The organism is Staphylococcus sp. T93, from assembly GCF_016743875.1.
Lineage (GTDB): Bacteria > Bacillota > Bacilli > Staphylococcales > Staphylococcaceae > Staphylococcus > Staphylococcus aureus.
This window is the reverse complement of record NZ_CP068247.1, coordinates 2,308,642-2,321,224: the sequence shown is the minus strand read 5'-3', so window position 1 is coordinate 2,321,224 and position 12,583 is coordinate 2,308,642. Positions and strand designations below refer to the sequence as shown.

The 12,583-nt window shown below is 32.7% G+C and carries 8 protein-coding genes and 3 pseudogenes; 1 reads left to right on the top strand and 10 read right to left on the bottom strand.

The features are described 5' to 3' along the window. Positions 1 to 14 precede the first annotated feature (14 nt). The 10 genes and pseudogenes from cap8C to JG553_RS11380 form a co-directional block, all read right to left on the bottom strand. A complete protein-coding gene (gene cap8C / locus JG553_RS11425) occupies positions 15 to 779 on the bottom strand; it encodes a type 8 capsular polysaccharide synthesis protein Cap8C (RefSeq protein ID WP_000565302.1) in 765 nt (254 codons plus the stop codon). Positions 780 to 781: 2 nt separating this feature from the next. Next, a complete protein-coding gene (cap8B, locus tag JG553_RS11420) occupies positions 782 to 1,468 on the bottom strand; it encodes a type 8 capsular polysaccharide synthesis protein Cap8B (protein WP_000037332.1) in 687 nt (228 codons plus the stop codon). 15 nt (positions 1,469 to 1,483) lie between these two features. After that, positions 1,484 to 2,152 carry a capsular polysaccharide type 5/8 biosynthesis protein CapA gene (capA, locus tag JG553_RS11415; protein WP_000446299.1) on the bottom strand — a complete coding sequence of 223 codons (669 nt, stop codon included), beginning with the start codon at positions 2,150 to 2,152 and terminating at the stop codon, positions 1,484 to 1,486. A 344-nt stretch (positions 2,153 to 2,496) separates the two neighbouring features. Next, the gene (gene adhE, locus JG553_RS11410; RefSeq protein ID WP_000955777.1) at positions 2,497 to 5,106 is read right to left on the bottom strand and encodes a bifunctional acetaldehyde-CoA/alcohol dehydrogenase; all 2,610 of its coding nucleotides are present in this window, start codon (positions 5,104 to 5,106) and stop codon (positions 2,497 to 2,499) included. Positions 5,107 to 5,555: 449 nt separating this feature from the next. Then, positions 5,556 to 5,986 (bottom strand): annotated as a pseudogene (gene tnpA, locus JG553_RS11405) (IS200/IS605 family transposase). Between the two features lie 443 nt (positions 5,987 to 6,429). Continuing rightward, on the bottom strand, positions 6,430 to 6,717 hold the full coding sequence (locus JG553_RS11400) for a hypothetical protein (RefSeq protein ID WP_000469917.1): 288 nt from the start codon (positions 6,715 to 6,717) through the stop codon (positions 6,430 to 6,432). A gap of 83 nt (positions 6,718 to 6,800) precedes the next feature. Next, positions 6,801 to 7,690 (bottom strand): annotated as a pseudogene (locus JG553_RS11395) (replication initiation factor domain-containing protein). 243 nt (positions 7,691 to 7,933) lie between these two features. Then, positions 7,934 to 8,146: pseudogene (locus JG553_RS11390) on the bottom strand (zinc peptidase); the annotation flags it as partial. Positions 8,147 to 8,220: 74 nt separating this feature from the next. Further along, a complete protein-coding gene (locus JG553_RS11385; protein WP_000065035.1) occupies positions 8,221 to 9,756 on the bottom strand; it encodes a bifunctional metallophosphatase/5'-nucleotidase in 1,536 nt (511 codons plus the stop codon). 50 nt (positions 9,757 to 9,806) lie between these two features. Continuing rightward, positions 9,807 to 11,351, bottom strand: coding sequence for a hypothetical protein (locus tag JG553_RS11380; protein ID WP_000725596.1), 1,545 nt, complete (start codon positions 11,349 to 11,351; stop codon positions 9,807 to 9,809). Positions 11,352 to 11,579: 228 nt separating this feature from the next. Between JG553_RS11380 and JG553_RS11375 the strand changes: the two genes are divergently transcribed. Continuing rightward, positions 11,580 to 12,536 (top strand): phosphate/phosphite/phosphonate ABC transporter substrate-binding protein, encoded by a 957-nt coding sequence (locus JG553_RS11375; protein ID WP_000787670.1) that lies wholly within the window; start codon positions 11,580 to 11,582, stop codon positions 12,534 to 12,536. Positions 12,537 to 12,583 lie beyond the last annotated feature (47 nt).

Below are 12,583 nucleotides of genomic sequence, written 5' to 3'. Positions count from 1 at the left end.
CCCTCATTTGCTGTTTATAACCCAAACCATCTTTTCTGTTTATAATCTTGTTGTGGCATTCGTTTAGGAATTTTTTTATCATCAACAACTAACTTCGCATTACTAATAAATCCGTTCATATCTTCATAATAATCACGTAATTTCTTATCATTAAATAAGTCTTTCATTAAGAACGGTCTGATTTCTGTGTTATGCGCATCTGAACCGATGAAATGTGTCAGATTGTTTTCAATCATTTGAATTGCTAATTTTCTAATTTTTTTACCGGAAATACCCGCTAATGACGCCGTTGTCACTTGACTTAAAGCACCTTTGTTAATTAAATCGTATAGTATGTCAAGGTTTTGACTTATTGCTTTATTCCGCTCTGGATGTGCAATAATCGGTACAAAGCCTTTACTCTGTAATTCGAAAAATAATTGATCAGTATAGTGTGGAACTTCATTTGATGGAAATTCTATTAGTAAATAGCGTGAATCATTAATACCGTTAATAACTTTTCGATCAATATCATTAAGGATTTGATCGGTAATTCTTATTTCCTGACCATAATAAAACTTTAGATTTAGTGCTTGTACTTCCTCTAAGCTTTCAATATGGTTTAAACATGATTTCACTTTTTCTATAGGTGTGGTATATCGAGGATGTAAGTGATGTGATGTTACAATGATTTCTGTAACACCTTGTGTTGTCGCTTGTTTTAAAAGATCCATCATCTCTGTTTCATTTGTCGGACCGTCATCGATATTAGGCAATATATGGTTATGAATATCAATCATACTTATTCATCTCCATAATAGTGATAATAACTAGAAGATTTATCGACCTTTGTCTTGTTCAAAATGACACCTAGAATGTTACTGCCTGCTTTTTCCATAAGTGCTTTTGCTTTTTTAACTTCATTTTTATCATTTTTTTCACTATCAATTACTAACAGACTATCTTTAATAGCACGCGCATATAGTTGTGCATCAGTCACAGTATTAACTGGCGGTGTATCGACAATAATAATGTCGTAACGTTTATTAAACAGATCAACTAATTCTTTGAACCTTTCAGACCCAATTAACTCAGATGGATTTGGAGGTACAGGGCCAGCTGTTAGCAAATCTAAATTTTCAATTTCTGTCGACGTAATTGCTTCTGACATAGTCGTTCGACCAATGATTAAGCTTGATAGTCCATTATTATTTTGCTCATTAAAAATATAGTTTTGTGTTGGCTTACGCATATCGCCATCAATAACTAATGTCTTATAGCCTGCTTGTGCATAAGTAATCGCTACATTCGATACAACTGTACTTTTACCTGCACCAGGCTTTTCAGAAGTAACCAATAAGCGCTTTACTTCACCATTTGCTTTTGAAAACATGATGTTTGAACGTATACCTCGAAACTTTTCACTAATTGTTGATTTTGGTTTTTCATATACAAATAGTGTTGTTGTCGTATTTTCCTTTTTTGACATAAGTAGCAACCATCCTTAATTAAATTTTTGAATTGAACCCAATACAGGCAATCCTAATTCTTTCTCTACATCTTCTTCATCTTTAATTCGCTTATCGAAAATTACTTTGAAGAAGATATATATAAGCGCGACAACTAATCCTAAAAAGAATGCACCGATTAGATTCACTACAGTTTTTGGTGCGACTTTAACTGCTGTACCGTCTGCTTTAGATAAAATTGATACGTTATCCACACTCATAATCTTCGGAATTTGTTTACTTGTAACTTTAGCGAAGCTATTCGCAATTTTTTCCGAATCTTGTTTATGACCACTTTTAACTTGGATGTTGATAAGTTGCGTATTTTCTTGGTTTGTAATTGTCAACATACTCGACAATTTAGATGGTGAATACTTATCATTTAAGTCCTTTGACACCTCATCTAAAATTCTAGGACTTTTAACAATTTCTTTATACGTATTTACAAGTTGAATATTACTTTGAACCTCTTGCGCCATAAACTGAGGATTGTCACCCTTAGTTTGATTCACTAAAATTTGAGTATTAGCTTGATATTTAGGTGATAAGACGAAAAATGTAACAATAGCGCTAATAATTAAAAATAATAGCGGTAAAATAATTAAAATCTTCAAGTTTTTTTGTAATACTTCTTTAATTTTTGTTAATTCTAATGTACTTTCCATTATTTACCTCCCTTAAAAATTTTCATTAAAATTGGTATTATATATATAGTATTTACATATTACATATCGTTTAAACAATTAATTACTTTTAAACCGCATTATTTTCGCCTTTTTATTTATATGAAATTAAAAATAATTATACTCTAAAGTAGTAATAGTTTGTGAAATGAGTATCAATCTTAATATTTTCTTTATTTAAAAAAATGATTGTCTAGTTTGTATCTCTCTGAAGATTTGGCAATAAATAAAAGCCGATAACCGTATAATGATTATCGACTTAAAGTTTATGTGGCATTTTTTACTTTTGTAATTTCAGGTGAGTTAGATGATTATTATCAGATAGATTATTGCTTATAATCATATGATGTTTGAATGATATCTTTGATTTCACTGATTAGTGCTTCTTTAGGATTAGCAGTTGTACATTGATCTTCAAATGCGAGCTCTGCCATTCTATCAATTGACTCATTTAATTCTTCTTCAGACACACCTTGTGATTTCAAATTCATTTCAATTCCGACTGATTGACCTAATTCGTAGACAGCTTTAGCTAATGATTCTACGAGTGCTTCTGTCGTATTACCTTTTAATCCTAAGAATTTGGCAATATCTGCATAATCTGTATCTGCTCTGAAGAACTCATATTTAGGGAATAATGCATGTTTTTGCGGGTCTTTGGCATTATAACGGATAATATGCGGTAGTAATATCGCATTCGCTCTACCATGCGGAATACCATATTCGCCACCAATTTTATGCGCAATTGAGTGTGCAATGCCTAAGAATGCATTTGCAAATGCCATACCAGCCAAAGTTGATGCGTTATGCATTTTCTCTCTTGAAACTTTATCACCCTTTTCAACAGATGATTTTAAATATTCGAACGTCAATTTAATCGCTTGTAGACTCAAACCTCTTGTGTAGTCTGAAGCCATTACAGATACATATGATTCCATTGCATGCGTTAGTACATCCATTCCTGTATCTGCTGTAACGCTTTTTGGCACACTCATCACAAATTGAGGGTCAATAATTGCAACGTCAGGTGTTAAAGCAAAATCAGCCAACGGATATTTTACATTTGTTTCACTATCTGTGATAACTGCAAATGGTGTTACTTCTGAACCTGTACCTGATGTCGTAGGGATACAAATGAACGTCGCATTTTCAGGCATGCCTATTTTATAAGTACGTTTACCGATGTCTAGGAACTTTTGTTTAGCACCGAAGAATGATGTCTCAGGGTGTTCAAAGAACATCCACATTGCTTTTGCAGCATCCATCGCTGAACCACCACCAAGTGCAATGATTGTATCCGGTTGGAAATCAACCATCATTTCCAGACCTTTATATACTGTATTAGTTGATGGGTTCGGTTCGACTTCGCTAAATATTTTTATTTGAGGCTGTTCCGTTTTTTGTCTTAATACATTCTCAACTGTTTTTGTATAACCGAATTCTACCATACCAGGGTCACAGACAATCATCACTTTTTCAATCTTGTCCATTGTTGTTAGACTCATGATTGCATTTTCTTCAAAATAAATTTGAGCAGGCACCTTGAAAATTTGAGTATTATTACGTCGTTTAGCAATCGTTTTAATGTTTAATAAATCTGTCGCACTAACATTATGTGAAATTGAGTTTCTACCGTAGGAACCACAACCTAATGTTAAAGACGGAATCAATTCGTTATACATATCACCAATACCTCCAACCGCTGATGGTGTATTTACAAGTACACGACAAGCTTTCATTCTTAGTCCAAAATCTTTTTGTAATGTTTCATCTTCTGTATGGATAACGGCTGTGTGTCCTAATCCACCAAAATGTAGTGTGTCTTCACAAATTTGAAATGCTTGTTTTGTAGATTGGGCTTTTACTAAGGCTAATACTGGAGATAATTTTTCACGAGATAACGGATAGTCTGAACCTACACCGCTAATTTCGGCTATGATAAGTTTTGTATTTTCGGGGACAGGTATACCTGCTAATTCAGCTATTTCAACTGCAGATTTACCGACAATATCAGGCTTAATACCTGTTTTTTGTTCATTCATAATTGCATTTTCTAAGCGTTGTAATTCATCTTTTTTAACAAAGTATGCTTGATGTGCTTTAAATTCATTAGTAACATCTTTATAAATTTCTTTATCAATGACTACAACTTGTTCAGAAGCACAAATCATACCATTATCAAATGTTTTTGAACCAATGATATCATTTACTGCACGTTTAATGTGTGCTGTTTTTTCAATGTAAGACGGCACGTTACCTGGTCCCACACCTAATGCCGGTTTGCCAGTTGAATATGCAGACTTAACCATGCCCGAACCACCTGTTGCTAGAACTAATGCAATACCTTTGTGATTCATTAATTGTTTTGTTGCTTCGATAGAAGGCACTTCAATCCACTGAATAATATCTTTAGGTGCACCTGCCTTCATTGCCGCTTCTAATACAACTTCTGCTGCACGCTTCGACGATTCTTGTGCACTTGGATGGAATGCAAAAATGATTGGATTTCCTGTCTTAATTGCAATCATCGCTTTAAAAATAGTTGTCGACGTAGGATTTGTTGTTGGCGTAACACCACAAATAACACCAATTGGTTCCGCTACATACGTTAATCCTTTTTCTTTATCTTCACCAATAATCCCTACTGTCTTATTGTCTTTTATTGAATTCCATATATATTCAGAAGCGTATAAATTTTTAATCGCTTTATCTTCGTATATACCTCTTCCAGTTTCTTCATGTGCTAATTTTGCTAGCACCATATGTTGATCAACAGCTGCTAAGCTCATTTGATGAACAATATGATCAATTTCTTCTTGTGACTTTTTAGATAATGCTTCTAATGCTTTTTTCCCTTTGTCAGCTAGAGCATCAATCATAATTGCCACTTCTTGTTCTTTCGATCCACGATTTTCTTTTTCAGGTATAGTTAACATATACAACCACTCCTTTATACTTTGTGAATTATTTCACAAACATTATAGTACATGTCTCTCAGGATATAAAGAAAATTCTATACAAAAAAGTTTAATTTCGAATATTATTTGAACAAATATCAAATTTTAAAATAAATGTTTTCATGAAATCATTGTTATTTCGGTGTTTTTAGAATGATTTTATAATCATAATTTTTTCAATGACATAATTTATTCATAATTATATATTTAATTCTGAATATTCTTTAATAGCCTAAAAAGCTTGTTATATCGCACAAAACACAACATTAAAAGGTCCTTGTCGATACCTATCAACAGATGTTACAAATAAAAACCACCCGTGTGAACGGGTGGTTTGTTCTGCGGCTATAAGCCTTCCTTACTGGCCAGCCCTAAAAGGGCACTGACAAGTCAGCCAACTGCACTACTATTCCAGCAATCCTAAAGGTTTACTCTTTTTTCTTTCTTTTTTTATTTTTCTCTCCAGTGAAAGGATCTAAATATTCTTCCATTGAAATTTCATCTGCAACGATATCCTCTTGTAATTGATTACGAATATAATTTTCAATCACTTTTTTATTTCTACCTACTGTATCCACATAAAATCCTTTACACCAAAACTTTCTATTTCCATATCTATACTTTAAGTTAGCATGTCTATCAAATATCATTAAATTACTTTTCCTTTTAAATAGCCAACAAATGATGATACCCCAAGTTTGGGTGGTATACTTACTAACATATGGATATGATCTTTACATACCTCTGCTTCAATTATCTCTACACCTTTTCTTTCATATAATTGACGTAATATAATCCCTATATCTTTTTTTATTTTTCCATATATCGCTTGTCTTCTGTATTTAGGTGCAAAGACAATATGTTACTTACAATTCCATTTCGTATGTGCTAAACTGTTTGTGTCAGATGACATTAAATAGCATCTCCTCGTGTTGATTATTTTGGTTGGCTGACCAATATTTACTCTAACATGTAGAGATGCATTTTTTTGACAATGGTAGAACCTTTTCTGGGGAGTGGGACAGAAATGATATTTTCGCAAAATTTATTTCGCCGTCCCACCCCAACTTGCATTGTCTGTAGAAATTGGGAATCCAATTTCTCTTTGTTGGGGCCCCGCCCCAACTCGCATTGCCTGTAGAATTTCTTTTCGAAATTCTCTGTGTTGGGGCCCCTGACTAGAATTGAAAAAAGCTTATTACAAGCGCATTTTCGTTCAGTCAATTACTGCCAATATAACTTCGTAGATCATAGAACATTGATTTATTTCCCAGCCTATTCTTTTCATAAAAAAAAGACGGATTAATTATCCGTCTTTTTCTTATATCTTTTTATAATATTTAGCAAAGGTAATAATGATATTAATAATGTACAAAAAATATAAATCAAATCGACATCCTTATAAAACATCAGAACCACTAAAAACAAAAAAGCACAAAATAAAATTAAATTTAAAATAAACGACCACTTTTCAAAAAAATCTCTTTTCATATTTCCACCCCTAATTTTAATAAGCATTATTTTATATTCTCTTTTAAGTTTATTATTCAAAAGGAAAACAGAAATATCTTTCAATATTATTATAAACATTTCAACTACTTTTAAAAACCAACAAAAAAATACTTATTTTAAGTAGATGAGCATAAGTGAACATAGTTCTTTAGTTATAATAATTAATTCAACCAAAAGTCGATTTGTTTTTGCAATTGGTTTTCATTTCCTCTTAAAGATATTTTCATTAAATCTGTCAAATCAATAGACGCTATATTTTTCAACTTATCTCTATATTTATTTTTAGTACGTCTTTCTAAATTTCCCCATTCCTCTTCTTCGTGAGTTAATAAATGAAGCATTGCTCGTTCTTGTATATTTTCAATCATTTTTAAATTCGGTTTTAAAATATGCAAATCATCAAAACAATCTTTCCAACAATCAACCATATCTCGTTTTAATTCAATTTCCACACGCCATAGAAATGTTGAATCAATTTCAACATCTGCATTATCTTTACGTTCTTGTTTTTATTATAAATCCGAATAAACCTATCACTATTACGCACACCAAAATATTTTGTTTCTGGTTTTACATTACGTCCATAAAATATAGTTTTCTTTACCGACTTATCTGACAATGCATAATAGTCATTTAAATCAAATTCAAAATCAAAAGCCAAATCTAATCTCGTAAAACTAACATCGTCCAAATAACTGATGATATTTTGTTTTAACCAAAGCACTTCATCATGCGAAAGCTTATTAGGATTAAATTCAACGCGCATACTACGTCTATTCCAAAGAGTTGCTTTTATTTTGTCATATTCAATATAAACTTTTTCTTTAAGAGCTTTAGCTTTAAAGTTTGTTTGTAAAATATCCCAAAGCCGAATTTCAGGATTAGTACTCATAAAATGTGAAAGTCTCTCTGCGTTAGACATGCTAAGATTCCCAACAATCGTTATAGCGTCAAAAGACAATTTTGGAATAGCTAGTGACATCCTATGTCGATTTAACCGGCTATTACCGGATATTAGAGTATCCAGTTTTACAAATGGATGAAACGAAATTCAAAACACTAAAAAATATGTTCCACTAACAGCAAAAAAATACCATTATGTTCCTACTAAAAAACTAAAAATACTGGAGAACAAATGTCAGGATATAACTTAGGATACTATGTAATAAAAATTTACAATAAAAAAACAGGAAAACAAATTTCAAGTAAAAGAATACCCATACAAAGAGGATAAAATAAAAAACCTCGAACTGAAATGATGATCTTTTCAGCTCGAGGTTTAAATATTGGTGCCTTATTTATATAGATTCGTTATATTATATTCTCTATTTTCATTAACATAATCCTTAAAGAGTTTTAAATTAATACCTGCTAGATGATTCAAAAATGTTTCATCAACTTTTAAATAATTCAATAATTTTTGTGGTGTCAGTAAATTTCTATCAAAATACAACTTTAATAAACTATTCATTTTGACAGGACGTGACATTTCAATCACGTCGTCTAAAGATAATACTTTCTCGCTTTAAACAAAAACAAAAACTTACCCGATTAAAATCAAGTAAGTTTTACATATATCCGTCACTTTTCAACTTTAAAATCAACAACTTGCGGGATGCGCATCAAATTATTATTTGATAAAAAATCAATAAGTAATTGTGCGCCTTCAACTTGAATATCTTTTACAACTGGCGCGTCGATATACATATCATACTGACCACCGCCTACTGCACGATAATTATTTACACAAATTGTATATGTCTGCTTTAAATCAACTGCGTGACCTTGAATCATCATATTGCTCACACGTTGTCCCTTTGGTCTTCCAACATGAATGGTATAACTTACGCCACCATATATATCATAATTAAAGTGTTGTGGTTTGGGTTCAAGGAAGTCTGCGCTCACACTAACTTCATCATTTTTCACGTCAAAATATTCTGCTGATCGTTCAATGGCTTCTTTAAGTTTGGCACCACTTACAGCTAAAACTTTAAATGTATTTGGAAATGGGTAATTGTTAATAACATCTCGCATCGTCACGACTTGCTTGAAACCACTAGCAGAATCAAACAAAGCTGTACAGGCAACATCTGCGTCACTTTTTTCTAATAAAGCGTAATTCATAAAATTTGTAAAAGGATGCGGTGCCACACGTGCCTCAAATGCATGATTAATCGTCATATCATATGGCAATGTAGTAATTTCGTAATCTAACCAGTCCTCTAACTGCTTTCGTAAATGTTGGTCATCTTCATCAATAGTAAATGTGGAATCATCTATAACAGGAAGTAATTCACATGATTCAACGGATAGATTTTCATATTCATCAGTACTCAAGACTACTCTGCCTACAGTTGTACCTCTCGTACCAGGTTGAATCACAGCCGTTTGCTTAAACCTTTCAGCAATTTGTCGATGTTGGTGACCCGTAATAAAGATATCTATATCTTTAGAAAACGCTTCTAACATGGCATATCCTTCATTTTCACCCGTTAATACTTCGGTCGGCGTACCACTTTCTAAATCCTTTTCAAATCCACCATGGTAACAAACCACAATGATATCTGCATGTCGCTTCATTTCAGGTAAGTATTGTTGAAGTATTTCAAAAGCACTATGAAACGTAAGTGACTGAATATGCTCTGGTTGTTCCCAATGGGGAATAAATTGTGTCGTTAAACCTATCACACCAACAGTTTGATCTCCAACCTGAAAATACTTCACACCGTTATCAGTCAATGTACTATCATTTTCATATATATTAGCGCACAAAACTGGATAATTGAGTCTGCGTAAAGTGTCTTTTAAGTATGGTAATCCATAATTAAATTCATGATTACCAAGCGTACCAAAGTCGAATGCCATTCGATTATAAAAATCAACTAAAGGCTGGCTACTGCCGCTATGCGCGATTAAGTAATTACAAAATGGTGACCCTTGCAAAAAATCACCATTATCTATTTTAAAACTTTGGTCATACTGCCTTCTGTCTTGTTCTATAACATGATTCGCTAGTAACAATCCCATAGGTTGATATTGATTTCTACTCGTAAAATCTGTTGGGAAAATATAACCATGTACGTCACTCACGACATAAAATGCTATGTTTGACATCCTCACTCACTCCTTCAATCACAAACATCTTTCTTATTTCTATTATATATTTATTTGAAGTCTGTTGTAATCAAGGTTTTGTCACCGAGTTTTAAACGAATCTTTGAACCTTCCATACTTTCAAGTACTTTAGCATTGACCTTAATTGTGACATTTCCGTTTTCATCTGCTTTAACTGTTGGCAAAGTACTGTAACCTGGTGGGTTATAATCGTTATCTTTACTTGAAAATTGTCCGATTTGACGTCCGCCTTCTTTGTAAATACCAACTCTAAGATTTTCAAGTGTTTGATTTGCTTCAAATCCTTTTAAATGTATTGTCATTTCAAATGGCTCATTTACAGAAACATTTTGCGGGATATCAAATGTTACTTTTTCGTTCTGATTTGGTGGTGTATGATCATCTGGTGTGTTTGGCTGAGGATCTGCGCCTTTTTCGCTGCCATAACTACCTGCTTTAAATGTTGTTGGATCATACCATTTATAACCACTCGGCGGTTGTGACCATGGCTCTTTTTCAGGCTCAGTTGAACGCTCTGGTCGTTCAAAATCAAGCAACTTAGTCTTTGTATCTAATGTTAGGCTACTCGCCTTAAGTGATTTCCCATCATTATCTTTAGACATCCAAGCCGTTATATTATTTAATAGCTTACCGTTGTCTTGTTCTTTAAAACCATCATATGTTTTCTTCTTTTCTCCATTATCTTCTCTTACATATTTGGGCGAACTATCTTCCACAAGTGATGAATCACCGATAAATGCTGCTTTACCTTTTCCAACTTTAGAAATTGCTACATAGGGGCCTTCTGCTTTACCGCCCCCATTATAAATACCTTGATCTACAGCATGTGACCATTTACTTTTCGCTGGCAATTGTTCTGGTGTATACACAATACCTTTTGCTTTCTCTGGATTAGTAATTGCTAATGTCGATCCGGCATGCATAGAGACAGATTTCACACCTTCAGTAATACCGAAACTTTCTTTTGAAGAAACAATATTGCTCGTATTTAAATCACCTAGTGCATTATATCGAAAACGTACGCCAAAGTTTGTAGATAACCAATCTGAACTTTTCACACCTTGCATTGCAGTAGAACTTTTTTCTTCTGCATTCATACCTTTCGACATATCTTCATATGCTCCACGTCGATAACCATTCATTGCCTCCGATGAATCAATACGATTTAAATTTCGGTCAGCATTGTAATGATCTGAAATAAAGACAACATTGCCACCTTGTTTCACATATTTAACAATTGCTGCCTGTTCTGATTCTTTGAAAGGAATGTTAGCCTCAGGAATTACAAATATTTTGGAACTTTTCAAACTTGCTTCTGTTATGTTCGAATGACCATCAATAGCTTTAACGTCATAACCTTGTTTTTGTATTGAATCCGCATAATCTGAAAATGCACCATCACTAACCCAATCTGCAGCACCAGCTGTTTGACCATGAGAACGATCGAATAATACCGTTCGCTGTTGCTTTGTAGGTTGCGATTCATGCGTTATAGCTAAAGATTGCGGTAAAGCACTTAATGATACCGTTGCAACAATTGCAGAGACAGTTAATGACTTATATATTTTTTTCATTTTGTGAGGCTCCTTTTAAAATAAATTTGTTCTTGAATTATAGGATAAAAATTCGTTGCATATGAGCAATTTAACGAAAAATTTACAAAATCTTATCAAACTCTTAAAGAAAGTTATTAAAATTCATTTTTATAAAATACTTTTTAACATTTAAATGTGGTACGCTATAAGTGTAATTTCATTGCATACATATTACACGATTAAGAATGTGAAGGGGACAGTTATCAAATGAAAAATTTTAAGTGTTTATTTGTATTAATGTTAGCAGTCATTTTTTTTGCAGCAGCATGTGGAAACTCAAGTTCTTTAGATAATCAAAAGAACGCTAGTAATGATTCGGATTCTAAATCAGGAGGATACAAACCTAAAGAATTAACCGTTCAATTTGTACCTTCGCAAAATGCTGGAACATTAGAAGCTAAAGCAAAACCATTAGAAAAATTACTATCTAAAGAATTAGGGATTCCAGTTAAAGTGTCTGTATCAACTAACTACAATACAATTGTTGAAGCTATGAAGTCTAAAAAAGTTGATGTTGGTTTCTTACCACCAACGGCATACACATTAGCACATGATCAAAAAGCAGCTGATTTATTATTACAAGCACAACGTTTCGGTGTAAAAGAAGATGGTTCAGCAAGTAAAGAACTTGTAGATAGTTATAAATCAGAAATTCTTGTTAAAAAAGACTCAAAAATTAAAAGCTTGAAAGATTTAAAAGGTAAGAAAATTGCCTTACAAGATGTAACATCAACTGCTGGATATACATTCCCACTTGCGATGTTAAAAAACGAAGCAGGTATTAATGCAACTAAAGATATGAAAATTGTGAATGTTAAAGGTCATGACCAAGCAGTTATCTCATTATTAAATGGAGATGTAGATGCTGCGGCTGTATTTAACGATGCACGTAATACTGTGAAAAAAGACCAACCAAATGTATTTAAAGACACACGAATTTTAAAATTAACACAAGCTATTCCGAATGACACAATTTCTGTAAGACCAGATATGGATAAAGATTTTCAAGAAAAATTGAAAAAAGCTTTTATAGACATTGCTAAATCAAAAGAAGGTCACAAAATTATTAGCGAAGTTTATTCACATGAAGGATACACAGAAACGAAAGATTCAAATTTCGACATTGTAAGAGAGTACGAAAAATTAGTTAAAGATATGAAATAATCATTATTTAACAAATGAATCATTAGCGAATTTGGTATTAAAAGCTT

Bases quoted from the DNA above. Each gene is read 5' to 3' on its own strand.
- cap8C (WP_000565302.1), bottom strand. From the start codon at position 779: ATGATTGATATTCATAACCATATATTGCCTAATATCGATGACGGTCCG.
- cap8B (WP_000037332.1), bottom strand. From the start codon at position 1,468: ATGTCAAAAAAGGAAAATACGACAACAACACTATTTGTATATGAAAAA.
- capA (WP_000446299.1), bottom strand. From the start codon at position 2,152: ATGGAAAGTACATTAGAATTAACAAAAATTAAAGAAGTATTACAAAAA.
- adhE (WP_000955777.1), bottom strand. From the start codon at position 5,106: ATGTTAACTATACCTGAAAAAGAAAATCGTGGATCGAAAGAACAAGAA.
- JG553_RS11400 (WP_000469917.1), bottom strand. From the start codon at position 6,717: ATGTTTATAATAATATTGAAAGATATTTCTGTTTTCCTTTTGAATAAT.
- JG553_RS11385 (WP_000065035.1), bottom strand. From the start codon at position 9,756: ATGTCAAACATAGCATTTTATGTCGTGAGTGACGTACATGGTTATATT.
- JG553_RS11380 (WP_000725596.1), bottom strand. From the start codon at position 11,351: ATGAAAAAAATATATAAGTCATTAACTGTCTCTGCAATTGTTGCAACG.
- JG553_RS11375 (WP_000787670.1), top strand. From the start codon at position 11,580: ATGAAAAATTTTAAGTGTTTATTTGTATTAATGTTAGCAGTCATTTTT.